Annotated in this window: 24 protein-coding genes; 10 read left to right on the forward strand and 14 right to left on the reverse strand. The window is 70.4% G+C overall.

Annotation, left to right across the window (positions count from 1 at the left end; all coding sequences use genetic code 11):
* Window positions 1-5: 5 nt before the first annotated feature.
* Both A6A27_RS19825 and A6A27_RS19830 read right to left on the reverse strand, forming a co-directional pair.
* Window positions 6-2,321, reverse strand: coding sequence for a phage holin family protein (locus A6A27_RS19825; protein ID WP_083672714.1), 2,316 nt, complete (start codon window positions 2,319-2,321; stop codon window positions 6-8).
* A 200-nt stretch (window positions 2,322-2,521) separates the two neighbouring features.
* Window positions 2,522-3,103 (reverse strand): DUF5317 family protein, encoded by a 582-nt coding sequence (locus tag A6A27_RS19830; protein ID WP_073836112.1) that lies wholly within the window; start codon window positions 3,101-3,103, stop codon window positions 2,522-2,524.
* Between the two features lie 606 nt (window positions 3,104-3,709).
* On the opposite strand from A6A27_RS19830, the gene A6A27_RS44310 reads away from it, so the two are divergent.
* Window positions 3,710-4,018, forward strand: coding sequence for a hypothetical protein (locus A6A27_RS44310; protein ID WP_158074018.1), 309 nt, complete (start codon window positions 3,710-3,712; stop codon window positions 4,016-4,018).
* A gap of 422 nt (window positions 4,019-4,440) precedes the next feature.
* Here A6A27_RS44310 and A6A27_RS44315 read toward each other — a convergent pair whose 3' ends face one another.
* On the reverse strand, window positions 4,441-4,596 hold the full coding sequence (locus A6A27_RS44315) for a hypothetical protein (protein WP_158074019.1): 156 nt from the start codon (window positions 4,594-4,596) through the stop codon (window positions 4,441-4,443).
* 81 nt (window positions 4,597-4,677) lie between these two features.
* On the reverse strand, window positions 4,678-4,908 hold the full coding sequence (locus A6A27_RS43255) for a hypothetical protein (protein ID WP_143194080.1): 231 nt from the start codon (window positions 4,906-4,908) through the stop codon (window positions 4,678-4,680).
* A 232-nt stretch (window positions 4,909-5,140) separates the two neighbouring features.
* On the opposite strand from A6A27_RS43255, the gene A6A27_RS19840 reads away from it, so the two are divergent.
* The gene (locus A6A27_RS19840; protein ID WP_241825351.1) at window positions 5,141-6,007 is read left to right on the forward strand and encodes a polysaccharide deacetylase family protein; all 867 of its coding nucleotides are present in this window, start codon (window positions 5,141-5,143) and stop codon (window positions 6,005-6,007) included.
* Window positions 6,008-6,480: 473 nt separating this feature from the next.
* Here A6A27_RS19840 and A6A27_RS19850 read toward each other — a convergent pair whose 3' ends face one another.
* Window positions 6,481-8,226 (reverse strand): hypothetical protein, encoded by a 1,746-nt coding sequence (locus A6A27_RS19850; protein ID WP_143194081.1) that lies wholly within the window; start codon window positions 8,224-8,226, stop codon window positions 6,481-6,483.
* A gap of 207 nt (window positions 8,227-8,433) precedes the next feature.
* Here A6A27_RS19850 and A6A27_RS19855 point away from each other — a divergent pair, with 207 nt between their 5' ends.
* The 3 genes from A6A27_RS19855 to A6A27_RS19865 are packed head-to-tail and all read left to right on the forward strand — an operon-like array spanning window position 8,434 to window position 10,383.
* On the forward strand, window positions 8,434-8,835 hold the full coding sequence (locus tag A6A27_RS19855) for a VOC family protein (RefSeq protein WP_073836115.1): 402 nt from the start codon (window positions 8,434-8,436) through the stop codon (window positions 8,833-8,835).
* A 13-nt stretch (window positions 8,836-8,848) separates the two neighbouring features.
* Window positions 8,849-9,190 (forward strand): YciI family protein, encoded by a 342-nt coding sequence (locus A6A27_RS19860; protein WP_073836116.1) that lies wholly within the window; start codon window positions 8,849-8,851, stop codon window positions 9,188-9,190.
* A complete protein-coding gene (locus tag A6A27_RS19865) occupies window positions 9,187-10,383 on the forward strand; it encodes an RNA polymerase sigma factor (protein ID WP_073836117.1) in 1,197 nt (398 codons plus the stop codon). The genes A6A27_RS19860 and A6A27_RS19865 overlap by 4 nt, the downstream gene beginning before the upstream one ends.
* Here A6A27_RS19865 and A6A27_RS19870 read toward each other — a convergent pair.
* Window positions 10,370-11,017, reverse strand: a complete 648-nt coding sequence (locus tag A6A27_RS19870; RefSeq protein ID WP_073836118.1) for a class I SAM-dependent methyltransferase — start codon at window positions 11,015-11,017, stop codon at window positions 10,370-10,372. The two genes, A6A27_RS19865 and A6A27_RS19870, sit on opposite strands and share 14 nt — an antisense overlap.
* Window positions 11,014-11,649: a TetR/AcrR family transcriptional regulator gene (locus tag A6A27_RS19875; protein ID WP_198940368.1), complete on the reverse strand. Its 636-nt coding sequence runs from the start codon at window positions 11,647-11,649 to the stop codon at window positions 11,014-11,016. The genes A6A27_RS19870 and A6A27_RS19875 overlap by 4 nt, the downstream gene beginning before the upstream one ends.
* 251 nt (window positions 11,650-11,900) lie before the next feature.
* Between A6A27_RS19875 and A6A27_RS19880 the strand changes: the two genes are divergently transcribed.
* Together A6A27_RS19880 and A6A27_RS19885 are read left to right on the forward strand one after the other, a co-directional pair.
* Window positions 11,901-12,419 (forward strand): RNA polymerase sigma factor, encoded by a 519-nt coding sequence (locus A6A27_RS19880; RefSeq protein ID WP_073836120.1) that lies wholly within the window; start codon window positions 11,901-11,903, stop codon window positions 12,417-12,419.
* Window positions 12,416-12,877 carry a hypothetical protein gene (locus tag A6A27_RS19885; RefSeq protein WP_073836121.1) on the forward strand — a complete coding sequence of 154 codons (462 nt, stop codon included), beginning with the start codon at window positions 12,416-12,418 and terminating at the stop codon, window positions 12,875-12,877. The genes A6A27_RS19880 and A6A27_RS19885 overlap by 4 nt, the downstream gene beginning before the upstream one ends.
* Before the next feature lie 31 nt (window positions 12,878-12,908).
* Here A6A27_RS19885 and A6A27_RS19890 read toward each other — a convergent pair whose 3' ends face one another.
* The 4 genes from A6A27_RS19890 to A6A27_RS19905 form a co-directional block, all read right to left on the reverse strand.
* Window positions 12,909-13,811: an aminoglycoside phosphotransferase family protein gene (locus tag A6A27_RS19890; RefSeq protein WP_073836122.1), complete on the reverse strand. Its 903-nt coding sequence runs from the start codon at window positions 13,809-13,811 to the stop codon at window positions 12,909-12,911.
* A gap of 135 nt (window positions 13,812-13,946) precedes the next feature.
* Complete coding sequence (locus tag A6A27_RS19895; protein ID WP_073836123.1) at window positions 13,947-14,297, reverse strand: DoxX family protein; 351 nt, start codon at window positions 14,295-14,297, stop codon at window positions 13,947-13,949.
* Window positions 14,298-14,437: 140 nt separating this feature from the next.
* The gene (locus A6A27_RS19900) at window positions 14,438-15,778 is read right to left on the reverse strand and encodes a phytase (protein ID WP_198940369.1); all 1,341 of its coding nucleotides are present in this window, start codon (window positions 15,776-15,778) and stop codon (window positions 14,438-14,440) included.
* An 87-nt stretch (window positions 15,779-15,865) separates the two neighbouring features.
* The gene (locus A6A27_RS19905; RefSeq protein ID WP_073836125.1) at window positions 15,866-17,473 is read right to left on the reverse strand and encodes a D-glucuronyl C5-epimerase family protein; all 1,608 of its coding nucleotides are present in this window, start codon (window positions 17,471-17,473) and stop codon (window positions 15,866-15,868) included.
* A 377-nt stretch (window positions 17,474-17,850) separates the two neighbouring features.
* On the opposite strand from A6A27_RS19905, the gene A6A27_RS19910 reads away from it, so the two are divergent.
* Entirely contained in the window at window positions 17,851-20,856 is a 3,006-nt protein-coding gene (locus A6A27_RS19910; RefSeq protein ID WP_073836126.1) for a family 16 glycoside hydrolase, read from the forward strand.
* A gap of 109 nt (window positions 20,857-20,965) precedes the next feature.
* On the opposite strand, the gene A6A27_RS19915 is transcribed toward A6A27_RS19910, so the two are convergent.
* The 3 genes from A6A27_RS19915 to A6A27_RS19925 form a co-directional block, all read right to left on the reverse strand.
* Window positions 20,966-21,937, reverse strand: coding sequence for a hypothetical protein (locus A6A27_RS19915; protein ID WP_073836127.1), 972 nt, complete (start codon window positions 21,935-21,937; stop codon window positions 20,966-20,968).
* Window positions 21,938-22,118: 181 nt separating this feature from the next.
* A complete protein-coding gene (locus A6A27_RS19920) occupies window positions 22,119-22,871 on the reverse strand; it encodes a class I SAM-dependent DNA methyltransferase (RefSeq protein ID WP_073836128.1) in 753 nt (250 codons plus the stop codon).
* 65 nt (window positions 22,872-22,936) lie between these two features.
* Window positions 22,937-23,923, reverse strand: coding sequence for a serine hydrolase domain-containing protein (locus tag A6A27_RS19925; RefSeq protein WP_073836129.1), 987 nt, complete (start codon window positions 23,921-23,923; stop codon window positions 22,937-22,939).
* 116 nt (window positions 23,924-24,039) lie between these two features.
* Here A6A27_RS19925 and A6A27_RS19930 point away from each other — a divergent pair, with 116 nt between their 5' ends.
* Window positions 24,040-24,696, forward strand: coding sequence for an MFS transporter (locus A6A27_RS19930; RefSeq protein ID WP_083672719.1), 657 nt, complete (start codon window positions 24,040-24,042; stop codon window positions 24,694-24,696).
* Between the two features lie 138 nt (window positions 24,697-24,834).
* Window positions 24,835-25,779, forward strand: a complete 945-nt coding sequence (locus A6A27_RS19935; RefSeq protein WP_073836130.1) for an RNA polymerase sigma-70 factor — start codon at window positions 24,835-24,837, stop codon at window positions 25,777-25,779.
* Window positions 25,780-25,855: the final 76 nt, after the last annotated feature.

A 25,855-nucleotide genomic window follows, 5' to 3' on the forward strand; every position in this document is an offset into this window, starting at 1 on the left:
CCGCGCTACGCGGCCGGCTCGTGGCGTCGGTCGTGGTCCCGGTCGAAGTCCGGCTCATTGCCCGCCCCGTCCGGCGTGCCGACATCGTCGGCACGCCGCAGGCCGAGCTGCCGCAGCCAGCCGAGCAACTGACGGTGTACGTCGTCCGGGCCGACCAGCTCGCCCTCCTGCGGCCAGTCGGCGGGGTGGATGAGCAGGGCCTCGGTCTGCCACCCGCCGAGCCCGCCGTGGCACCCCACCAACTCCTCGAAGGCCGCGACCTCCTCCAGGCCCGGCTCCACGGCGCTGATCACCACGAGGTCGCCGACGTGGTCCATCGCCTGATGGCGTAGCAGGTCGTGGCGTGCCCGGGGGCCGTACGGGGCCAGCGGATCGTCGCCGTCGATCTGCCCGTCCCGCAGCCGGTGGCAGCCCCGGCTCCCGATCGCCAGCGGTCCGGCGGCGGAGTCGACCACGACCAGCCCGATGCCGGGGTGCGCGGCCAGGCCGTCGATCAGCCCGGGGACGGCGGCGTCGATCCGCTCGCGGGTCAGCCGTCCCGGATGATGGGGCAGGTAGATCATCGCCAGGTTGCCCGATGCCACCACCACGGCCTCCGGATCGGCAGCGGTGGCCGACTCCTCCCGGTCGGCCGGCCCCAGGCTGACCTCGCCCCCATCCGCCCGGGACCGCAGGGCCAGCCGAGCCGCCGTGCCGGTCGCCCCGCCCCGGCCACCGACCTCGGTGAGCAGCGTGTTCACCCGGCCCCACGACTCGACGGGATCGGCGGACTCGGCGGTCGTCGCGGGTTGGGTCGGGACGGTGGGCGCCAGCCGGCCGCCGGGCGCGACCTCCCGCACCGGGTGTGCGGCAAGGCGGGCGACCAGCTCCGTCAACGACTCGCCGTGTCGTTGGCGGAACGTGGCGCCCTGGCTCTGCCCGTGGTCGCTCAACACCACGATGTGGTAGTGCCGCGTCGCCTCAGCCGCCAGACGCTGCAGGATGCCGAGCGTCTGATCGAGCGCCTCGAGGACCGCCATCGCCTGCGGGCGAGCCGGCCCGGCGTGGTGGGCCACCTCGTCGTAGTCCAGGAAGTCGCAGAAGATGACCGGTGTCCCGCCGGCCATCTGCTCGGCGATGAGCGACACGTTCAGGTCGCTGAGCAGGCTCGCCATCGGGCGCAGCGCCAGGTACGAGCCCCGGCGCCGTCCCCGGGGCTGGATGTCGCGCAGCCGCTGCCGCCGCGCCTCGTACAGCTCGCGAAGCACCTGCCCGGCCCCGCGCACCACGGCCCGCGCGAAACCGTACGGGCTGGCCATGAACACCGCGTAACCCCGGGTGGATCGTCCGGGCAGTCCCGCGCGGCTCACCGTGAGCAGGCTGGTCGGGGCGTCGCCGGAGAAGGCGGTGCTGATGCTGACCCCGCCGTCCCGCAGCAGGCCCTGTCCGGTGGACAGGCGCTGCTCGATCTCGGCGGCGTCGCGCGGCCGGCTGGTCACCACCATGCGGCCCGCGGAGCGAGCTCCGCTGTCGCTCACTGTCGCCTTCTCGTACCAGCGATAGGCCGGCACCCGCTGGATGTCGCCGTATAACAGGCCCGCCTGGGCCGCCGGCGTCGTGGCCGGAAGCCCGGTGTGCCAGCGGGTCATCCGGTGGCTGCCCGAGCGTAGCCACCGGCCGATCGTGGGCAGGTTGCCGGCGCGGATGGCCCACCACACCAGCGGCGCGGCCACCCCGTCGAGCTGGATGATGAGCAGGCCGTCGGCTGCCTGCTGGGCGGGCGCCTCCTCCGGGGCGGCACCTCGCCGCCGTCGTTGCCGCCGGGTGGGGCGCCGCTCCCGCCTGCGCCGCACCCGGGCCATCACCCACAGCATCTCGCTGACGAACGCGTCGTCCGTTCCGGCGTCAGCGAGCCAGTTCACCACTGCCGCGAGCGCCACGGCGAGCCAGGCGGCGGCGAAGGCATCGGCGAACCCCGCCACGTCGGCCCTCGGATCCAGCCGCAGCGCGACGTACATGACGACGGCCTGTACGGACACGCCGATGGCCAGAGCGCCGAGCCCGCCGAGCGCGGTGGCCAGGGCGAACAGCAGCGGCCGTAGGACCGCGCCGATCGCGGCGATCAGCCCGACCAGCCACAGGGTCGCGACCAAGCCGCTCGCCGTCACGCCCGGCAGCAGCCACAGCGTCGTGCTGAGCACCACGAAAGAGGTGACCATGTTGCGTAGCAGCGCACGCACCCGAGCGACCGTCGGCCGGTAGTCGCGCAGCACCCCCAGCCCGACGCGCACAGGCTGGGGCGTCAGCGTCCGGTTCTCCCCGGCGGCTGGGTCCGGCTCCATTCGACTCACAATGCCACACCCCCACCGGCCAAGATCGGTCTGCCGGAGGGCCGGAGTGTCCGCAGGTTGGAGCGGACGGGCTCGGTGGCGTCATGGACCCGGCGCCCACGACAGACCCGGAAGTGCGCCCGGCACCGAGAGGTGATCGTGCTGTTGCGTGGACCGGCGTCGCGCGCCTCTCCGACGGTTGGGGACCGGCATCAATCCTGGGCCAGCGCCGCCGGCGTGGCCCGGGGGCGGCTCTGGTGCATGAGGGCGGCGACGAGCAGGGCGATGCCCGTCATCAGGACGATGTCGCCGACGCTGATGACCACGTTCAGCCACGGTACGGGCAGGATGTCGCCGAGTGCGGCGAGCCGGGTCGCCGTGGTGCCGACCGTGTGGTGGGGATCCAGGGTGGTGTCGGTCGGGGCGGCGCCGAGGTGGTGCAGCGCGGCTGGTGCGACCGGCATGTGTCCGTTCGGCAGGATCGTGGCCGCGTTCAACGTCGCGCCGGCGAGGGCGACGGCGATGCCGGTGCGGGCTGGGCGGGACAGGTGGGGGAGGTTGATCAGTAACGCGATGCCGACGGTGGCGAACACCAGGGCGGTCAGCCACCGTTGGGCGGCGGCGGAGAGGAGTCGGGAGCCCGGCGGTACGTGGGTGAGCAGTTGTCCGAGCGCGGCGGCGTACAGCAGCCAGATGCCCCGTAGTGGCTGGTCGGCGAGGCGGCGCAGCCGGCCGCCGGTGAGGTATCCGGCGGCCAGGCCGACGAGGACGGGGCCTACAAGAAGTACGGACATCAGCTATCCGGCCTCGTCCAGGGGTGCGCCGATGGTGGAGGGCAGGGCGGTGGAGGCGACGAGCAGCAGGCCGGCGGGGGGTCTCATCTCGAGCCGGGTCAGCCGCCGTGCTGGTGTGGTGCGCCGACGGTGTAGAGCAGGGTGGCGAGTGCGGCCAACGCCAGGACGATCCGTAGCTTCATGGCAATCTATGCTATGGATCGGTGGACATCAACTGATTCGGTATTGTCGGCACTGATCTGGACCTGTCCGTGCAGAAGAATGTCAGGCAATCAGGCAAAGCCGCAGCATGGCCTCCACCCCTGGGCGCCTCCGATGCGTCGCCCGATCCAGCCGGCGTGAGTCCCGAGCGCCGGATGCAAGGGGCTTGCCTGTCCGGTTCGGAGGGTGGGCCGAGGCCGTTCGAAGGCCTGGGGTGGTGCTTCGGTTCGACCAACCGGGGACGGCTGATCTGGCGTGATGTCTGGCCGTCGAGCCTTGGCGCTGCTGCCCGCCTTCATTCGCCGTCAGGATGTCGTCATGCGGGCCCGGTCAAAAGCTCTAAAGTGAGACGACGGCTCAACCGCTTCGGCCGGCGAATAGTCCTCACGGAAAGGATGAGTGGTCATGGACTCAGATTCAGACGAAGTAGAACTCAGCCCCGAGGAGCAGAAAGCGCAGTACAGGCTGCTGCAAGCCCTCGAGAGGGCGAGAACGATCTCGATGGCGCTCGACCGTGTCGAGCATCTCCTGGATCCCAATAAGCCGTTCACTCCAGCCATGAACACGCCTTCGGTGAGGGCGTTGTTGGAAGAGGTGAATCCTGGCAATACGACCGAGACGCGCCGCGAAGCGGTACGCAAACTCAAGGAGAAGCTGAACATAGCCAACAAGGAGTACGACGAGGCAATGAAGGCGGCGGACAGGTTTTCGTGAGATTGGTTCCGTCGACGTCCCGCCTGTCTCAGCGGAAGCGTGCGTCCTGCCAGGGCACGCGGGCCAGGTGGCGGCGCAGCAGCAGGTAGTCGACGCTGGTGCCAGATGCAACGCCAGTCCGACACCGCCGATCTCCGCGCCGAGGGTCAGGACCGTGACGACCAGCGAGCCGGCGAGGTTGGCAGCGCCACCCGTGGGTCGAGGCGCTCGCGGACCAGGTCGAACACCGGCCGTCCGCTGACCGCCGTCACCCGGCCGCACATCTCCGCGTACGCGCAGATCCCGACAACGGCCGACGGCGAGGGCCCAGGCGTGGGAGAGGCCGAACCGGGCGCCGGCCTCAGCGTTGGCAACGATGTCGCCGATGTCGACGAACCCGCCGATCGCGGTCAGCACGCCCAGGGCGATCGCCAGGACCCGCTTCACGGTTTGCCCTCCTGCGGAGGGCGCGCCTGGTAGTACTCGATCAGGTCGTTCAGCTGCCGGGAGGTCTCCTCAAGGCTGTCGACCGCGCGGCCGAGCGCCGCGTCGTCACGGGCGGTGGTGGCGTCGGAAAGGAGGCGGCCGGTGTCCTGCACCAGCGGGACCAGACGTTCCCGCAGGGCGGCTGGAGGCGTCGTCGGGGGCGGCGAGCTTCTGCTGTGCGCCGGCCACCGCCGTCACGGCGTCGTCGTAGGCGGTGGTGAAGAAAGCGCCGGTAAGGTGGCCGCGCAGCCCCTGACGGCCAACCAGCACTCCGGTGGAAGCGGCGTCGTGCGCCGCTCGGCCACCTGCAGCGCGGTCCGCACATAGCCGGCCGCGTCCGGTGGCTGCGACACCTCATACGCCAGGCCGGCCCAGAGCCCGAGCAGTGCCGTGGCCGCGATGATCAACCGATGGCTCAGTTTCACCCGGAGCCTCCTACCCACCCGGGTGCGGCCGCCAATCCTGCGCGGGCATGCCCGCCTGGTGCCAGCAGGACGAGCGAAGGAATCCCCAGGTAACCCCTTTTTGCAATATTGGGGATCAAGTGCCGCAACTCCGGCCATAGGCTGCAATTCCAGGGTGTGGGAGGGAGAAGAAGGTGCGGCCTGAGGATCTCAGCGGGGCGGACCCGCGCGGGGAATGCGGCGGGCTGTTCCGATGACGTGGACCGGATCGCCCAGACGCACCACGGCAGTCCTCGCCCTGGTGGTGGCGGCCCTGCTCGTCTCGTCATACGCGATGGGGCGGACCTTGGGGCTGGACCAGCTAGGGCACAACCCGAGCAGGGCTGCCGGTGACCCGGGCGGCGCGCAGCACGCCGACCAGCCCGAGGCCGCATCGGCTGGCCCGGCGACGCGCGACCACAGCGCGAGCCCACTCGAAGCCGGGCAGGACGGCGCGACGCGGAGCGCCGCCGGTGGCGGTCTCTTCGGTGCCCACGCCACCACCGGCACGCGCCGGATCGCGCTCACCTTCGACGACGGGCCCGACCCCCAATTCACCCCGCAGGTCCTCACCGTGCTGCGGCGGTTCGAGGTCCGAGCAACCTTCTGCCTGGTGGGGGAGAACGCGCAGAAGCACCCCGATCTGGTCCGGGCGATCGTGGCCGACGGGCACACCCTCTGCAACCACTCCTGGAATCACAACATCTCCCTTGGCAACCGGTCGCCCAAGGACATCCGGGCCGACCTGCTGCGAACCAATGCGGCGATCCGGGCGGCGGTTCCCGACGTGCCGATCGTGTGGTACCGCCAGCCGGGCGGCGTATGGACCTATCCGGTGGTGTCGGTGGCGCACGAGTTGGGCATGACGTCGCTGCACTGGAGCGTGGACCCGTCGGACTGGCAGGCACCCGGGGCCGACCGCATCGCCTCGATGGTGATGAGCAGGATCCGACCGGGCGCGGTGGTGCTGCTGCACGACGGCGGCGGGAACCGGCAGGGCACGGTGAACGCCCTGGATCGCATCCTGCCGGAACTGGCCGCCCGGTTCGAGCTGACGGCGCTGCCCACCGACGCCAAGTGATCGGACGGGAGCCGGAAGGCCTGCCTGAACTTGAGCCGGCGCCTGGTGCGCGGACGGTTAGCTGGCTGACCTGCCAGGGCGGCCTCGGTAAATGAACCCGGAGAGGACGACGGACACCGCCGGTATCAGGGCGGCCAAGTTATGCCAGGCGGTGTAGGCGGCGGCAGTGGCGAACGCGGCGGCGGGATACCAGGTGACGACGAGGCTCCGCGCTATCTGCCCGTCAGGGAACCGGCTGCGGTGTCGGCGTAGCAGCTCGCCGATGCCCATACTGAGCCCGGTCCAGGTGCCCGTGATGTAGGTGGTGGCCCGTGACCCACGCGGCAGGCAGGACCGCTCACCCCCGGTGTATCCCGTCCCGCCGAGCGGCCGTAAGTGCGTGCCGCCGCTACGTGACGGCAGCACTCACCGGTCCAGGCGAGGCGTCGGCCGGTGCCTGGCGCCGGCTGGGCGGGGACGCCCGTCTCGGAAGTTCAGCCATGGCAGCGCGGTATCTCGTATCCGGCCGGTCCGGGAGGGATGAGCGAAAGTCGGAGCGGCGGCGCCTGCCAGGCGACCGCCGCGCCCCGCAGTATCCGGTACAGCTCCGCGCCCGTCGTCCGCGGTGTCTCACCATGGAGAAACGCGACGAGTCCCCGCTGCACCCGGCTGCGGTCGAACGCATCCCCGTGCAAGGCGACCACCAGGACGAACGGCACGCCCAACGGGTTGCCCGGCCGATCGGCGAGGGCATCGCTGAGCGTCACGAATGCCACCATGCGTACCCCCGGGACCGGGCAGAACATCTGATCGCGATAGCGCTGTGGGTTGCTCAGGAGCGAGTGGATGAGCGGTTCGTCGGTGCTGATCGGCAGGCCGCTGGACCACCTGGCGACCGTCAGGATCGCCCGCAGCTGCGCTCCTGCGGCCAGTCCCCAACCGCGTCCGTCGCCGGCCGGTGGGAAGGCGGCTGCGGATGGGTTGGGCACGGGGCTGAGCAGGATGACCGCAACCACGGCCGGGTGCGGACGCGTTGCCAGGTAGGTGCGGACGACGAGGGCTCCCTCACTCTCCGCGAGCAGGGCCACCGGCTTGCCGGTGCGGTTGTGCACCTCGGCGACCTGTGCGTCGAGCAGTTTCGCGCTGCTCTCCAGCGACTGCTGGGTTTGCGGCGCCCGATACGGCAGCGGCCGCCCGCCGGAGTCGAGGCCGGCGTAGGAGAATACTTCGAACGGGATGCTGTCGGCGATCTGCTGGCCGCCGCCGACTGGCGCGCCGTCGCCGACGGAGTCGTAGCCACCCACGAAGATGAGTGCCTGAGGCGGCCTGCCGCCGGGGCCGATAGCCAGTGGGGGCGGCGGTTGCCCGGCGACCTGGGCAGCGGTCCTGGCCAGGAACCCGGCCGGGGCGATGCCGAGCAGCAGCCCGACGGCGACCAACGGGGCGACCGGGACCCGGACCAGCACGACGCGTGCCGTCAGCACCGCCGCGAGCAGGCGCCGCCAGAGCCAGCCGTTCACGACGCCGGCGAGGGCGGCCAGCACGATGGGCAACGGGCCCGGCGCGGCGGACATGAGCACGGAGGCAATGGTCAGGATCAGGAACGACACCACGGCCCAGAGCACGGCGGCCGGCGGCGGTAGCCCCCGCCACCAGTCGGGCACCAGGCCGGCCCGCTGTCCGACGAGGACGAGCACGAAAACCACACCCACATGGGCAATGAAGAGCCAGGACAGCGAGGTCGCGGCGAGTGCCACCGAGAGCGCGGCCCAGGGCAGCATGACAACGGCCAGGACGGCGATGCCCGCGATGCCGGTGAGCAATGCCCTGCCCACCGCCGGCCGCCGTCCCGCCTGCGGCGGCCAGGCGACCAGCACGATGGCAGCGGTCCACACACCGCGCCCGACCACCGTGGCGATCAGTTCGCCCGTGAACTGCGGCCACGAGTCGTGATAGACGGAGATCCAGCGCAGGTCGTGAAAGGTCGCGAAGGGCACCGGCGCGCTCGCCTGCGGAGCCAGCCCCACCGCGGACCGGAGGCCGAAGCGGCTCGACAGCACCGCCTCCAGGATCGGCGGAAGCGTGGTCAGCGTAAGGAGCGCCAGGAGGCGTACGGACGCCGATCGCAGCACGACCACCGCGCCGACCTCCTGCTCGCCAGGCGTGCCGCCACCCAGAACCGGGCTGCTCAGGTGAGGATGAACGCATATTATCGGCTTTCTCCCTCCTATCTCTGGCATTGGGGCGTACCGAACGCTGGGGGCTCAGCGGATGACGGGGCGGGGGAGGGGGTAGTGGCGTCCATGCTGCCGTCGTCAACCCGGCTGAACCGCCGCGCGTACCCCCGTGCCGGCCAGCACAAAAGATCTTGAAGCGGTGTCGTATCCGACGTCCCGCCGGTCGTCTAGCAGGTGACAGCACCTCAACGAGACCGACGGGAGTAGATCATGAAACCGGTCCTGGACAGCCTGGACATCGTCGTCGCAGACATCTCCGCCACGATCGAGTTCTACCGACGGCTGGGCCTGGAGTTCCAGGTTGACCCGAGCTACGCGGAGCACGCCGGATGCGACCTGCCGAACGGGCTGCATCTGATGCTGAACGAGGAGAAGTTCACCGCGATGGCCCGCCCAGGTTGGACCCGTGGCGCGGGCAGTCCACCGGTCTTCCTGGCGTTCCGGCTCGACAGCCCGGCCGACGTCGACGCCAGGTACGCCGATCTCACCGCTGCCGGATACACCGGGGCGCGGGAGCCGTGGGACGCCTGCTGGGGTCACCGCTACGCCACGGTGCTGGACCCGGACGGCAACGGCATCGACCTGTACTGTCCGCTGCCCGGCCACAGTTGAGAAGGTGAGAGCCGTGAAGTACGTGCTGATGTTCGCCGAAACCGAGCAGTTCGCCGCCGACCTGGCCGCGATGGACGAGACCGAACGCGAGCGGGCTTACGGGCGGGTGCGGCAGTGGTTCACCGACAACGCCGACAAGATCACCTCGCACACGCACCTGATGCCCGCCCACACCGCCACCACCGTCCGGCTCGACCAGGCCGAGCCGGTGATCACCGACGGGCCGTTCGTGGAGGGCAAGGAAGTGATCTCCGGTTTCGCCGAGATCGACGTCGCCGACCTGGACGAGGCGTTGCGGATCGTCGCGTCGTGGCCGGCGTGCCCGCTGGTGGAGATCCGCCCGATCGCAGGATGAGTCGGGAGGCCGGGGTGGAGTTGGCCCGCGTGGTGCGCGAGCACGCGGGCCGGCTCGCCGCCTCCCTCGTCTCGCTGATCGGTGACTTCTCCGCTGCGGAGGACCTCGTCCAGGACGCGGTCGAGGCAGCGCTGCAGCACTGGCCGATCGAGGGGATCCCGGCCAACCCGGACGGCTGGCTCTACACGGTCGCCCGCCGCCGGGGCCTGGACGCGCTGCGCCGCAACGCCCGCTTCCGGGACAAGCTGGCGCTGGCCGCGTGGCCGCCGCAACCGGTGCCGGACGACCGGCTACGGCTGATCTTCACCTGCTGCCACCCCGCGCTGCCCCGCACCGCTCAGGTCGCCCTCACGCTCCGCGTTGTCTGCGGCCTGACCACCGCGCAGATCGCCAGAGCGTTCCTCATTCCCGAGACCACGGTGGCGCAGCGGATCACCCGCGCCAAGCGGAAGATCAGCGACGCGGGTATCCCATACCGGATCCCCGCCGCCGACGAACTCGGCGCCCGCCTGGTCGAGGTGATGACGGTGGTGTATCTGCTGTTCAACGAGGCCTATCTACCGACCAGCAGTCAGCGCGCTCAAGCGCAGCACCTTGCTGCGGATGCCGAGTTCCTGGCCACCCTGCTCGCCGGGCTGATGCCGAACGTGCCAGAGGTGCTCGGCCTGCTCGCCTTGATCCGGTTGCACCGTGCCCGCGAGGCCGCCCGCTTCACCCCGGACGGGCAGATCATCCAACTGCCCGACCAGGACCGAAGCCGGTGGGACCGGGACGTCATCGTCGATGCGGCCTGGCTGATCGCCAGGGCCGCAAGCCTCAAGAAGCCCGGCCCGTATCAGCTGCAGGCCGCGATCGTCGCGGTGCACACCGAGGCCGGCCGGTGGGTGGACACCGACTGGCAGCAGATCCTGATCCTCTACACGATGCTCGACCGGCTCGCACCGTCGCCGGTCACCAAACTGCACCGGGCCGTCGCCCTGCGGTACGTGGCCGGGCCGGATGTGGCGCTGGCGGCAGTCGGCGAACTCCGTCAGGCCCTCAACGGCTATCACCTGTGGCACGCCACCCGGGCTGAACTGCTCCGCGACCTCGGCCGCCCCGACGAGGCACACGAGGCGGACAGGCGGGCGCTGGAGTTGACCGCCAACCCGGCCGAGCAGTCCTTGTTGCGGCAGCGGATCAGTTGGGCTTGACCGCGTGGACGCGTTCGACGGTGCCGGCCTTCAGCCTTTCTGTCTCGACGATCTCGAAGCCCGCGGCCCGCACGAGGGGTAGCTGGCGGCGGGTGAAGTGCTCGCCGGCCGCGCGAATGGTGACCCGTTCAAGGAGCCACTGGGCGGCGTAGATCGGTGGCCAGGTGCTGCCGATGTGGTCGAGCAGGAGCAGCCTGCCGCCGGGTACGAGGACGCGCTTCATCTCGCCGATAGCCTTCACCGGGTGCGGGATGGCGCACAGCGACAGGGCGCAGACCACCGTGTCGAACGACGCGTCGTCGAACGGCAGGCGCTCGGCGTCGCCCTCGTGCAGGTCGACCGAACGGCCGAGGTCGGCGGCGCGCTGCCGGGCGATGCCCAGCATCGCCGGGCTCAGTTCGATCCCGGTAAGCGTCGCGTCGGCGGGATAGTGCGGCAGGTTCCGGCCGGTGCCGATGGCGACCTCCAGCACCCGACCGCGGGCACGGGCGCCCAGCCACTCCCGGCCGCCGCCGAACTGGATCCGCTCGAGGAGAACGATCTGCCGGTCGTAGCTGGGTGCGGCACTGTCCCAGACTCGCCGCTGCTTCGCGGCCGGGGTCTCACCGGTCTTCCTCTTGGCGGTACTGCTCATGATGGTGGTCCTTCCACGTTGGCGGAGTGGAGAAGGGTGCAATCCACATCGGAGGAGACGGCTGCGCCGATCACTCCCGTGACCGCCTGGCGGACCCGGGCGGCGGCTCTGGCGGGGTCGGGCTGCCCGGCGTCGAGCCAGGCGATGATCGCCTCGATCGCCACCACCGGGGCGAGCTGGGCGGCCCAGCGCGCCAGCGCCTCGTCGGGTACGACCGCCGAGATCTGCAGGTACGCGGCGGCGGTGATGTCGGCGCGGAACTTCTCGATGCGCTCTTTGAACTCTGGTTCGCGCACGGCATGCTGAAACAGCAGCCGGAACCCGGCCGGGGACTCGACCGCAGCCCGAAGGAGGCCGTCGGTGCTGGCGTCGGTGAACCCACCGACGGGCTCTTCGAGGTGGGCGTCCAGCCGGGCGCACATCCGGTCAAGAATCGCCTGGTACAGGTTGGTCTTGGAGTCGAAATGCCGGTAGAGGATCACCCTCGTGATCCCGGCCTCGGTGGCGATCTCGTCCAGGCCCGTCGCCGCGAAACCGGACCGGGCGAACGCCTCGGTCGCCGCGGCGAGGATCTGTTCCCGCCGCTGTGCCCGAGGCAGACGGCGTCCCGGCTCCGGTTTCTCGTCGGCCACGATGACCCTTCCCCGCTTGTTGACTTCAACGTATACATATGCCCACTGCCTTTCAAGGACCCAACCGGTGGGCTTCGATGGGCGACCCAGCCTGAGCTTGCGTGCGGCTTCCCCCGAGCCCCCTCGTGGAGTCCCGGTAGGGCTGCCAGAAAATGCCGTCTCCCGCTCCGATGCGACCCGGTTCGGACGGCCCGGAACGAGAAGTGAACCTGTACGGCGCGGGCCGCGACTGAACAGGCGAAGGAGGGCAGATGGCCGATGAGTTGTTGGTGGTTCGCTGCCAGTTGGGCGAACGTGAGGCCTTCGCCGAACTGGTACGGGCCTGGCATCCGGCGATCGAGCGGTACGTCGGGCGAATGCTGACCGGGCCTGACGACGATGTGGTGCAGGAGGTGTGGCTGGCGGTCTTCAAGGGGCTGCCGCGACTGCGGCAGCCGGACCGGTTCGCCCCCTGGCTCTTCACCATCGCTCGCCGGGCGGTGATGAACCGACTGCGCGATGGCTACGCACACCCGGAGCCCGAGGCGATCGACGACGTGCCGGGAGTCGACGAGGCGGAGGCGGTGGTCGATCGGGAACTGCTCGGTCGCGCGTTGGCGGCGCTTCCGGCCAGGGAGCGGGAGGTGCTGCTGCTGTTCTATCTCGAGGACCTGCCGCTGGAGGTGTGCGCACAGATCTGCGCTGTGCCGGTCGGCACCATCAAGTCGCGGCTCAACCGGGCGAGGAAGTTGTTGCGCCGCGAGTTGGCGCGGAAGGGGTACGAAGCATGACTCCCGAAGAGTTGCTCAAGCGGCTCGACGCACCCTTGTCGCTGCGTAAGAAGGTCGGATACGTGGCACTAACGCTCGTCGGGCTCGCCGGCAGCGGCCTGATCGTGCTGCTGTGGGCAACCGAGCCCGGGCTGCCACCGCGGACGATGGTGGCGTTCGCGGTACTGGTGGCGATCGGACTGTGCTGGGCGGCTTTCGGCGGCTGGGCCGTGACCCGCAGGACGCCGATGTTCGCCCAGGATCGCGTCGTCGCCGGCTGGCTCGGACTGGGCGCCTGGCTGCTGTTCACCGTCGGTGCGCTGGTCATCACCACCCTGCGGCACAAGCTCGCGCCATCGTTGGTCGTCGCGGTGCTGGCGTTGGGCGTTCTGGCCATCGCCAACCTGCGCACCGCCCGCCGTAGGAGGGCGGCCCTGCTACGCCGCAAGGAAGAGTTGAGCCAGCCGCGGGGTCGTTGAGCGCGCGGAGCCACTCGGCTGGCGGTAGCAGTCACGCCAGTTCGGCGATCACTGCGCGGACCATGCGGCGGCCGTGCTCGGCCATTCGGGGGAAGGTGTGCCGGTAGTAGTCGAGGCCGGTCAAGGACGGTGCGAGGGCCCAACCGCAGGCGCGGCGCCAGGTAGCGTCGTCGAACCCGATCGCCTCCCGGTAGGTTTCCCGGGCCGTGCCGGTGAAGGTCCAGAGCGCCGGAGCCACGTCCGGCGCCGGATCGCCGAGACCGAGTGCGCCGAAGTCGATGACCGCGGCCAGCCGGCCGCCCTCGGTGACCAGGTTGCCCGGTTGCAGATCACCGTGGATCCATACGGGGTCCCGGTCCCACACGGGAGCAGCCAGACAGATGTCCCAGGCCGCCTCGGCCGCGGTCACGTCGAAGCCGTCGTCATGCTCGGCGAGCCGGGGCAGCACTCGGCGGACGGCTTCATCGGCGTGGCGCAGGGCGGACCCGCGGGTACCCGGTGGCTTGAGCGGGCCGCCGGCCGGCTCCACCCGGTGCAGGGCGCGCACGAAGGCCGCCACATCGCGGGCCAGGAGCACGTCGTCGCAGCCAAGCCGGGGAGGCGTGTTCCCCACGACCCACGGCACCACGGTCCACCGCCATGGATACCCCGCGCCCGGCTCGCCCACGTGCAGCGGAACTGGAATCCGCACCGGCAGGTGGGACGCCAGCCAGGGCAGCCACCGGGCATCCGAATCGGCCTGGTCGACCGCCCCGGCAATCTTGGGCATCCGGGCGACGAGTTCGTCGCCGATCCGAAAGAGTACGTGGTCGGTGCCCTCCAACGCGTCGGGTAGGGGCGCCACGGGAAGGCCGACCCACTGCGGACACTGGGCCGCGACCAGGCGGCACACCTGATCGGCGGTGGCTCGAATCTCGTCATCATGGATGGGCACGGCTGGCACGTTAGTGCGGCCAGACGGTGTGGTGCCAACCGGTTCGGTGGCAGGCACCGACGCGCCAACCTCACCTGCCCGACATGCTCGGTGGCAGGAGCAGGTTTAGCTGGCGCTCGCCGCTGTCGCCACGGATCACCAGTGGTAGCTCAGGTTGACGGCTAGCGTGGCCACCGCAGTGGAGAAGAACACGGCCCATCCCACGAGCTGACGGGAACCCACTCGCAGGTGCGCGATGAGCGCCCCGAGGAAGTACAGCACGAGGCCAGCGGCCGCGAGTGTCCCGAGCAGTGGCACGGCGAACCCGACCAGCAGCCCCAAGGAACCCGCCGCCAGCAACCCGCCCAACACCGGTACCCACGACCGGGGCACGCGCTTCATGTCCGCCTGGGCCTTCGGATAGTCGTGGCCGCTCAGGTACGTGACGGCGGCGGTGCCGTTGAAGACCGAGGCGATGATGGTGACCGTGGCGTATGCGGTGAACATGAACCCTCCTGGTTGCCGGCTTCAAGGACGAGCTGGCAGCGCCGGAGGTGACGTTCCGTGCGGTGATCTGAAGCACAAGCCCCGGCCGGGCCCGGCCCGCTCCAGTGGTCCTGGAGCAGGCCGGGCCCGATCGGAGGAGGTCAGCGGAAGCGCGGGTCGTTCCCGGCCCGGGTGTCCACGTTCAGGGACAACGCGCGGGCGATGTCGCCCCAGGAGACGTAGGAGAAGTTCGTGGCATCGCGGTCGTCGTCCACGTCGGGCCCGGTTTCAGGCTCGTCGTGCGTGACGAACAGGCCCTGCCGGTAGTTGCCGACGGGGCGGTTCGTCACGGCGAGCCCGTCGGAACCGTTGATGTCGTCGGCGCCGCCGACGCCCTTGACCCGGAAACTCCCCAATGCACCGTTCACGCCCTGGCGCTCGTAGACCGCGAACGTGTCGTCGCCCTGGCTCGACACGAGCACGTACCCGGTGGAGCCGGGCCCGTAGTAGATGTCGACGCCCTCGGCGTCGGCCGTGAGCAGGTTGCCGCCGTAGCCCTTGGCGTTCGGGTCGATCGGCCGGCATTCCTCGGTCTCGCTGTCGTAGACGTCGTGGATCCCGAAGTCCTTGACGCGGTCGATGAGCTTCGGCTGGTTGCCCGAGCCGAGCGGCAGTTGCAGCCGCCACAGTCCGACGTCCTCCTGCGCGGCGTAGAGCACGCCCGACGCCTGGTCCACCGCGACGCCCTCGAGCTGCGGGGGCACGCCTGGCTCCTCGCAGGGAACCCAGGTCGTCCCGTCCGGCAGCGGGAAGGTGCTCGGCATGGTGAGCCGCTGGATGCCCGTGTAGCCGAGCTTGCCGCCGATCTCGACGATGCGCGCGGTCGCGATGGTGGTCGCCCCCTCCTGGGTGACGACGGCGTACGTCTCGCCGGGCCGCGGCTGCCAGATGGCGAGGCCGTACGCGGTGTGCTCCTCGTCGACGGCCTGTCGGTCGGGGTTGAAGAGGAAGCTCTGGTCGGCGGCGGTGACCTCGGTCAGCGGGGAACGCGCCGCCGCGCCGGCCGGGTCGACGACGAAGAAGCGGAGCTGGTCGTTGTAGCGGTCCGAGACGACGGCGACGTCGACCAGACGACCCGCCAGGCGGATGCCGTAGGCGATGTCCACGTTGTTGTAGCGGCCGGTGGCGGTGTCGACCCGTGGTGCTTCGGTGGCGGGCAGCGACTGGAGCTCGCGCGAGCCCATGTCGTAGACGCGGAGGCCGCCCTCCTTGGCGGTCACGATCACCAGCGACTTGCGAGAGTCCGCCGGGTGGACCCAGATGGCCGGGTCGTCACCGGAGGCGTTCCCGCCGGCCTCGTCGTCGTACAGGATCGGGGTTTCGTTGTCCGTGGTCACCACTGCGGGCTGGGCGGTGGCGGCGCGGGCGCCCACGTGCGGAGGAGCGAGCAGCGCGGCGACGACTGCGCCCACCGTCAGTGCGGCGTTCAATGTGTACGTCACGGCAGCAACCCTGCGGGACGGAGATTGACGCCGGTCTGACCGCCGGTTGCCATAGATGAAACTCGAGGGTTGCCGCCTCGGGTCGGGTCAGCTCCGGTTGACGGCGGGGTGGCCCGCCCACCACCCCGGGTACCGGCCGTCGGTGAACCGGACGTGCGCCACCCCGTTCAACACCGCCTGCCGGTCGAGGTTCACCCTGTCGCCCACCTGGTAGTCGGTGACCACCGACCGCATCGACCCGGCCGCGTCGATGGCGTACGCGGTGAGTGGGGCCACCGCGACCGTCGCCGGCCGCAGGATCCGATATCCCATCGTGGCGGCCTCGCCGACCTGGTACGAGTGCTGTCTGATCTCCTTGAGGTGGTAGCCGGCCAGCGTGCCGGCATTGATCTGGTACCAGATCCCGTCCTGCCGACGGACCTTGAGTCGGGCCGCCGACGGCGCGCTGCTCCGCCGCGACAAGCTGATCGTCCGGGTGGCGGTGACGTTGCCGGCGCTGTCGAACCGGTACCCGGTGTGGCCCCCGGGCTGGAGCGCGACGGCGCCGGTGACGCCGTGTGGCGGAAAGTCGGCGTAGTAAAGCTCCGCGATCTGAGCGAACACCGGGTCGCCGGTGATCGCATAGCACTGGATGTGCTGGGTCATGTGGATGGTGTGGTAGGTGTTCGCGTCCGACCGGTGCCGCAGGCAGTACTTGCTGCGCCAGTGCCGGTTGCGGATGTCGGCGTAGACGTCACGCATGGTGGTCAGCGCGCCCTGCAACAGCACCCGGGCACGTTCGTCCCCGGTCATCGCCCAGTAGTCCCACAACCCGAAGGCGGCGAAGTTGTGGCCGTTGTAGGTGAGGTCGCCGGAGATCCGCTTCGGGTTCGCGTACTCCTCGAGCCAGAGTCGCCCGGCCACCACGTACACCCCCCAGGGCCTACCGGCGACCGGGGGCACCAGGAACGAGGCGAACGTGGCGTTGGCCGCGGCCCGCCACCGGGCGCCGCCGGTGGTGCGGTAGAGCCGGCAGAACAGGCTCAACGCCTGCCCCTGCGCCATCATCGAGTACCACGGGGGGTCGTAGATCTCCTGGTTGCCGTGGAGCTGGAAACGGAACGGGTACGGGTAGAACCAGCCGCCCCCGTACTCCACCCGACGGTCGATCAGCCGTTGGGCCTGCTTCTTAGCCCGGTTCAGGTAGGCGACGTTGCCGGTGATCCGGTATGACTCGACCAGCGCGAGTCCGTACTGTGCCTGGTCCACGGGGTGGTCGTAGAGCCGGCCGTAGCGCAGGGTCATCCGGACGCCCGAAGCATCGTGGACGCCGGTGTCGACGAGGGGCATCGGGTTGCGCAGGTAGTAGGGGCGGATCGTGTCCGGCAGGTCACGGATCTCGAACGGGTGGTACGAGAAGTCGAACGGCACGCCGCTCACCGCCCTCGACTGGGCCCGCGCCGTGACGCCGGGCACGGATGCCCTACGCGGTGCGAGCCGCCGCGCGTCGGCGGCGGACAGCGCGGGTACGTCGTACAGGGCCGTCGGGTCCGGCGCCGGGGAGATCTCGAACGCCGGATCGATGACGGGACCGGCGGAACCCAGGAACGCGCGCCCGGGCAGGAGCGGTTCCGCCCCGGGATCGCCGGGCGGCCGGGCTGCGGCCGGCTCGTCGAGCAGCCACAGCCCGCCGGTGGCGAGCCCGGCACTCAGCACGGTCCTTCGTGACCAACGGTGCGCGCGCGACGCCTCCGCTGCCGGTCCCTGACTCCCCATGGGCACCCCGCTCAGCTCGGTGGATCGGGCTACCGGTTTTGTAGCACGCCAGGAGCCGGCTGTCCGGCCGCTCGCCGACGTCCGTGGTGTCGGTCGCCGTTGCCCGCCGCGTCGCCCGGTGCCCACAGCGGTCAGCCGGGCGCGGCCACCGAGCGGCGACTTTCATTCAATCATCTGAAAGTTGAGCTATTTAGATCTAAAGATTAGAGTGTCGCCATCGATCTTTTGTGTTGCGCGCTCGTACTGGCCGGTCCAGGGGAGGAAAGTCGCACGGATCCTTCCCGGCAAGGCCCCGCCGCCACCCACCAGGAGGAACCATGACCGCACCGAACCGCTGGCGCCGGCGCCGCCGAGCCGCGCTCGCGGCCGCTGGTGCCGCTCTGGCGACCCTGCTCGCCGCAGTCCCCGTCACCTCGGCCACGGCCGCACCCGTCACCGCCGATGTCCCGCCGCAGGAGCCGGGCGTCACCCTGCGCTCGTACGACATGGGCACCCCGCTGTCGGCGCTGTGCACCCTCAAGCCCGCACAGACGCCGAACGTCGACAAGCTCATGCCGCAGATCAACTGGACCACCACGGGCGAGTTCGGCCTGTCCGACCGATTCATCAGCCACGTCACCGCCAACCTCACCGTGCCCACCGACGGCGACTACGCCTTCCGGCTCACCAGCGACGACGGGTCGCGCCTGACGATCGACGACCAGCTCGTCGTCGACCACGACGGCCTGCACGGCGAGACCTCCAAGGAAGGGTCGGTCAGCTTGAGCGCCGGCCTGCACCCGCTGTTCGTCGAGTTCTTCGAGAACGGCGGCGGCCAGGTGTTGCGGCTCGAGTGGCGGCCCCCCGGCGCGGACGGCTTCCAGCTCGTGCCGACCTCCGCACTGAGCACCGACGCCGGCGTCGTACGCGTCACCGCCCCTGGCTGGAAGTACTGCGAGGGCGCGACCGACTCGGCCGGCGACGGCCTGCCCCTCGACCGGGTGCACCCTGGCTACACCCTCACCGACCTGCGTCCCGAGGGCTTCCGGCCGCAGGTCACCGGTATGGCCTTCCGGCCCGATGGTGACCTGGTGATCTCGACCTGGGGCGGCACGGACAACGTGACCGGCGAGGTCTACGTGGTCGGGGGCGTCACCGGAAAGACCGGCCCCGAGCAGGTGACCTACCGCAAGTTCGCGGCGGGGCTGCGGGAGCCCCAGGGGGTGGCGGTGGTCGACGGCACCGTCTACGTCAGCCAGAAGCACGAGCTGACGGCCCTGCGCGACACCGACAACGATGGCGTCGCGGATGACTACCGGACGGTTGCGACCTGGCCGTGGGGCCGCAACTTCCACGAGTTCGCGTTCGGCCTGCTCTACCGGGACGGGTACTTCTATCTCAACCTGTCGGTCGCCATCAACCTGGGCGGCGCCACCACGGTGCCCCAGCCCGCACCGAACCGCGGCACCTCGATCAAGGTGAACGCCGCGACCGGCGAGATCACGTACGTCGCCGGCGGGCTGCGCACCCCGAACGGGATCGGGTGGGGCCCGAAGGGCGAGGTCTTCGTCACCGACAACCAGGGTGGCTGGCTGCCCGCGTCCAAGCTGGTCAAGATCCAGGATGGCGCCTTCTACAACCACTACACGACGCCCGCCGGGCCGTACGACGACAAGCCGGTGACGCGCCCCATCGTCTGGCTCCCGCAGAACGAGATCGGTAACTCACCGTCCACCCCCGTGCTGCTGAAGCAGGGCCCGTACGCGGGGCAACTGGTCGTCGGCGATGTGACCTACGGCGGCCTGCAGCGCGTGTTCCTCGAGGAGATCGAGGGGCAGTACCAGGGCGCGGTGTTCCGGCACACGCAGGGCCTGGAATCCGGCATCAACGAGGTGGCCCTCGGCCCCGACGGCGCGCTCTACGTGGGTGGCCTGGGCGCCGGCGGTAACTGGGGCCAGGAGGGCAAGCTCTCCTACGGCCTGCAGAAGCTCACGCCCAACGGCACCTCGACCTTCGAGGTCAAGGAGATGCGCGCCTCGCACGTCGGGTTCGAGCTGGAGTACACCAAGCCACTGTCCGCCGAGACCGCCGCGGACCTCGCCGACGCGTACCAGGTGACGCAGTGGCGCTACGGTGCCACGAGCCAGTACGGCGGGCCCAAGCTCGAGCTGGAGACGCTCAAGGTGACCAAGGCCGAGCTGTCGGCCGACCGGCGCACGGTCAAGCTGCACATCCCGGGTCGGAAGGAGAACCGGGTGGTGCACCTGCGCTCCCCGCGTCCGTTCTCCTCCGCCGACGGCGAGGAGCTGTGGAACACCGAGGCCTGGTACACGCTCAACGAGATCCCGGGCCGCGTGGTGCAACCGCAGACGTTCTTCGAGGCCGAGGAAGGCCGTACGGTCGCGGTCGGCATGGCCACCGACCACGCCGCCTACTCCGGCGCAGGCTTCGCCGCCGGGTTCGCTCAGAACGGCTCGTCGACCAGCATCTCGGCCGATGTCCGGGCGAGCGGGACGTACGACCTGGCGATGCGCTACAGCAACGGCCCGAACCCCTACTCCGGTGAGAAACAGCTGAGCCTGTACGTCAACGGCAAACGGGTGGAACAGAGGGTCTTCCCCTCGACGGTGACCTGGGAGGAATGGGGGACGGTCACCACCACCGTCCCCCTGAACAAGGGCCGCAATGTGGTCGAGTACCGCAAGGAGGCCGCTGACTCCGGGCACGTGAACCTCGACGTGCTCGCCGTCCGGCCGCACGGCGAGCGCATCACGCTGTTCAACGGTGGCGACCTCACCGAGTGGCAGCACACCGACGGGCGGGAACCTGGCTGGCCGGTAGCCGACGGCGCCATGACCGTCCGGAACGGAGACCTCCGCACGGTGCAGGCCTTCGGTGACTTCCGCCTGCACATCGAGTTCAACCTGCCGCTGTACCCGCCGGACGTGACCGGTCAGGCGCGCGCCAACAGCGGCGTGTTCCTGCAGGACCGCTACGAGATCCAGGTGCTGGACTCGTTCGGCATCGACCCGCCGCGGACCAACGACGCCGCGGCCATCTACAACCAGAAGGCCCCCGACGTCAACGCGGCGCTGCCGCCCCGGACCTGGCAGACGTACGACATCGTCTACCGGCAGGCCCGCTACGACGCGGCCGGCAGGAAGGTCGAGAATCCGCGCGTCACCGTGGTGTGGAACGGCGTCACGGTGCACAACGACGTCGAGATCCTCGGCCCGACCGGCAGCAGCCGGCCCGAGGGCCCGGCGGCCGGCGCCATCCGGCTGCAGGACCACGGCAACCCGGTCCAGTACCGGAACATCTGGATCGAGCCGCTTGACCGGTAGGTCCGCCAGCGGTCAGCACGCGGACGGCCGGGTTCGCCGACCCGGCCGTCCGCGTGGCGGCTTACCCGGGCCACCCGCCGGCGCTCCCGACCAGTGGTGGCCTGGATGGTCAGTGGAAGTCGACGTTGTACAGGCGTGCCTTGTAGAACTCCGCCCCATACGACAGGGAGCGGGTGAACGACCTGGCCCCCGCGGAGTCGAAGAACTGCACCGTCGGGCTGACCCAGTTCCGCGTGTCCCCGTGGTACGTCGCCCCGGTGGCCTGCACCCAGAACCGCTCGCCCGAGCTGTGCTGCGAGTACGACTTCACCGAGTTGTCCGGATAGCTCTGGGTCACGGCGTACGTGGTCTTGTCGATGGTCATCACCTTGCTGCCGTCCGTGGCCAGCATCAGGTTGCCGTTGGCGTAGCTGGCGTCCAGGCTGTGCCCCAGATGGGCGCCGATCGAGATCGACCGGGACAGCGACAGCCGGGTGCTGCGGTAGGTACCGGACACGGTGTAGATCCGGGCATAGTCCTGGCCGATCGCCCACAGCTTGCCGGAGACGTCGTCCCACCAGACGCCGTGGGCGCCGGGGAAGGAGATCGTCTGGACCAGCGCCAGGGTGCTCGGGTCGCTCACCGCGGTGGGGCCGTAGAGATAGAGGTATCCGCCGGAGGACGCCACCACGATCGCCCCGATATTCGGGATGCGCTCGATCGCGTGGGGGTTGTTGCCCGGCGTGGCGTACCAGAGGAGGTCGTTGAGCTCCTGCGCCGCCTCGGTGGTCTTGTTCACGATGCCGACCTTGCCGCCCGACGCCGTGACCAGGGCGACCACGCCGAACGCCGACGTGTTGCGGAACTTGACGTCGGAGAGGTTCGACCAGCCGTTCGCGGTGCCCGGGCTGAAGCTCCACTTCAGCGTCGAAGTGCTCCAGGCCGAGCTGGACGGGTAGATCTGGATCTGGTTGTGATACTGCTCGCAGACGGCTACGTCGTAGGTGGCGTACGCCTGCGCGGGCGCCTCGCCGAGCAGCGCGGCGGCCGGAGCGGCTGCCGCCGCTGCGGCTGCGGCCTTGAAGATCGCTCTTCTACGCAAAACATCCTCCCCAAGGTCCTGGATGGACCAGCCAGGTGGATGCTAATCCCCATCGATCGGTGGTGTCGGCGGTCACCCGGCTCGACCCACGACCTCACCGCCGCCCGCCATCACAGCATCAGCGACGCGCCCACCAGCGCTTGGCGATGACCTTCGGGTCGCGGCTGCACAGCCCGGGCGCTCAGCCCACGGCCCCGGCGGCGGGCTTGCGCCAGACCGACACGTGGCTCTCGCTGTCGGACGTGAAGGGCGCCCCGTCCCAACCCGCCACCCGCTGCTCCAGCGTCAAGCCGGCCAGCCGTGCCATGAGGTCGCACTCGGCGGGCCAGATGTAGCGGAAGTAGCTGTAGCCGTAGCGCATGGACCCATCGTTCAGCCGCCGGTAGTGGTGAGACGTTCCCTGTTGCGTGACCATGTCGTAGGTGTCGAAGCCGGCGTGCCGGTCGGTCACCTCGAACGGCACCGCCGACTGCCCCGGGGGGAACCGCCGGATGCCCGGCACCCACAGCTCGACGACGAAGCGACCGCCCGGCGACAGGTGCCGGGCAGCGTTGCGGAAGCACTGCACCTGCTCGTCCTGGGTGCACAGGTTGCCGATGCTGTTCCACACGACGTACACGAGTGAGAACTGGCCGGGGACGGTCGCCGTGGCCATGTCGCCGATGACGACCGGCAACTGCTCCGCGGGCACCTTGCGCCGCAGCCGGTTGACCATCGGCTCCGACAGTTCGATCCCGGTCACGGAGATGCCGCGGGCGGCGAGCGGGATGGCCACCCGACCCGTGCCGATCGCGAACTCCAGCGCGGGGCCGGAACCCGCCAGCCGGGCGAGGAAGTCCACGGCGGGGTCGAGCACCGCTGGGGCAAACATCTCGGCCGAAAGGTCGTCGTACCGCTCCGCGGTGTCCTCGTCCCACAGGTCGCTGCTCGTCACGGGCCGAGCCTGCTCGCCTCCCTGCGCGCACGCCACCTATTTAGCGGAAGGGCGGCGTGCGCCCGTCACCCGAGCGCCGGCAGGATGACCCGCTCCAGCAGTGCCACCGGAGTCCGCCACTGGTCGGGGTCGTCGTAGTTGCCGGCGGTGACGGCCACGGCGAGATCCAGGTCGGGCAGGACGATCAGGCGCTGGCCGCCGTTGCCCATCCCGGCCACCAGCCGGTGGCCCGCCGTGGCCTCGACGTACCACTGGTAGCCGTACTGGCCGCCCCAGTCGGTCGGCAGGCGGGGCTGCAACATCGTGTGGATCCACGCGGCGGGGACGATCTGATGACCGGCCCACGCTCCCTCGGCGAGCACCAGCTCGCCGATTCTGGCCAGGTCGCGCGGCGCGAGCCGCAGCCCGGACGCAGCCGAGGCCACCCCGTCCGCGCCGGTCATCCACTCGAAGCTGTGGATGCCGAGTGGCGCGAACAGCGCCTCTCGCCCGTACTGTGGCAGCGGCTGTCCGGTCCCGGCGGTGATCAGCCGGCCAAGCAGCGCCGCGGCGCCTCCGCAGTAGGACCAGCGGGCGCCGGGTGGCTCGAGGATCGGCCGCTCGAGCACGTACCGGTACCGGTCCGGCGCCAGTTCCATCGCGATTTCGGCGTTGGCCAGGTTGTCGTACGGGAGGTCTTCGCGCCATTCCAGGCCGAGGGACATGGTCAGCGCGTGCTCGACGGTGAGCCGGGCCCGTTCGGGGTCGGCCGCCAGATCGGTGTACTCCGGGAACTGCCGCAGGAGCGGCTCTGCAGGGTGGGGGACGCTGCCCTGGCCGAGCGCGATGCCGTACAGCAGCGCGGTCACGCTCTTGGTGACCGACCGGACGTCGTGCAAGGTCCCGGGTCCGAACTCGACGACACCCAGCGATCTGCCCCAGCTGAAGTCTTCTCCTGCGCCGTAGTACGCCAGCAGGGTCTCGCCACCACGGACCGCCACGACCGCGTGGAGGCCCTCAACCTTCCCGGCCTGGCGCGTTTCGTGCAGGCGCTCGCGCAACTCGGTCCTCATCGACCCTCCTCGGCGGGGTGACACTGTCCTTACGGGATACCACGGCGCTCATCATCGTTCGGTCAACCGCCAGTACCGTTACCCGCCGCGGAGGTCGCGCCCGTATATTCACCGGGGTGAACCTGCCCTTCCCCGGCACCACCACCCAGATTCCCCCATCCGGCACCCGCCCCAGCGCCCGCCCGGCCTGGCTGCTGATCGGGCCGACACTCGCCGCGTCGCTGGGTGCCTTCCTGCTCGCCGTCACCTTCGGGCCGGAAAAGGCCGAGATCCAGCGGGCCATGCATCTGCCGGCCTCGGTGATCCCCTGGATCTTCGTGGCCTACCTGCTGGCGGCGCTACTGGCGGTTCCGGTCGGCGCTCTGCTCGGCCGGCGGTGGCCGACCGCGGTCGCGCTGCCCGCGATCGTGCTGCTGGTTCCCGGATCGCTGCTGACCGCGCTGGCCCCGGGGAGCGGAACGCTGCTGCTCGGCCGCGCGGTGACCGGGGTCGGGGCCGGTCTGGCCTGGGGCGTCACGGCCGTGCTGATCACGCAGGTAGGGGCACGGCGCGGGTTGATGGTGCCACTCGTCGCCGGCGCGGTGGTGCTGGCGCTGGCTCTCGGACCCGTGGCCGGGGCGTTTCTGGGGCGGTCGCTCGGTTGGCGGTGGCCTTTCCTGGCGGCCGTGCCGCTTGAGGTGGTGGCGTTGCTGGTCACCGCGGTGAGCGGAATCATCGTGCTGATGCGGCGCGCGTCCCAGCCGGCTCAGCCTCCGGCCGCACCGTTGGCCTGACGAAACGGGCGGCGCAGGGCAGCCGAGCTTCGCCCAGCGACGAACCCTGCTGCCTCCGCGAGGTCGGACCGCGCGTCGAACGGCGAAGGCCCCATCGCGGCGGCGGACGATTCGCGTCGCGCGACCTAGGATCGGGCCATGCCCCTGACCGTGGACGACGTCGACCGGTTCGAGGCCGCCAGGCCGCGCATGGAAGCCATCGCCTACCGCCTTCTCGGCTCCGCCACGGAGGCGGAGGACGCTGTGCAGGAGACGTTCATACGCTGGCAGGCCGCCGACGTGGACCGCATCGAGGTCCCCGAGGCCTGGCTGACGAAGGTCCTCACCAACCTGTGCCTCAACCAGCTCACCTCCGCGCGGGCGCGCCGCGAGACCTATGTGGGTCAATGGCTTCCCGAGCCGCTGCTCGCCGGGGACCCGATGCTCGGCCCGGCCGACACCGCCGAGCAGCGCGAATCGGTCTCGTACGCGGTCCTCACCCTCATGGAGCGCCTCGCTCCCAACGAGCGGGCGGTGTACGTGCTCCGGGAGGCCTTCGACTACCCGCACCGGGAGATCGCCGAGATCCTCGACATCACCGAGGCCGCCAGCCAGCAGATCTTCCACCGCGCCAAGAAACACGTCGCGGACGGCAAGGCCCGCACCGAGATCGACGGGGCCGCCGCTCGGCGGATCGTCGAGGAGTTCCTGACGGCCGCCACCAGCGGCCAGACCGAGCCGCTCGTGCGCCTGCTCACCGAAGACGCCATCTCGATCGGCGACGGCGGCGGGAAGGTCCCGGCCCGCGCCAAGGCGTTCGAGGGCGCCGCCGCGGTCGCAAAGTTCCTGCGGGGGCTGTTCAAACCCGGCGAGGCCAAGCGCGCCATCGTCGGCGGCACGCCCGCGGTCTACGCCTGGACCGCCAACGGCGACCCCGCCGTCGTGGCCGTCCTGGACGGCCGGGTCGTCGGCGTCATGTGCCTGGAGGTCACCGCCGAGGGCATCGCCGCGTTCCGCAACCAGGTCAACCCCGACAAGCTCGACCGCGCGACCGCGCACTGGGCGGCCGCCGACCACGGGGAACCCCTGTTCAACGCCTTCTGACCGCCAAGTGAGGTGCTTCACATCTCCTTCCTGTCAGGAAACGACGGGCCGCCCGGTTCAAGGGGCAAGCCCGCGC

It is taken from the genome of Micromonospora sp. CB01531, assembly GCF_001905095.1.
In the GTDB taxonomy this organism is placed as follows: Bacteria; Actinomycetota; Actinomycetes; order Mycobacteriales; family Micromonosporaceae; genus Micromonospora.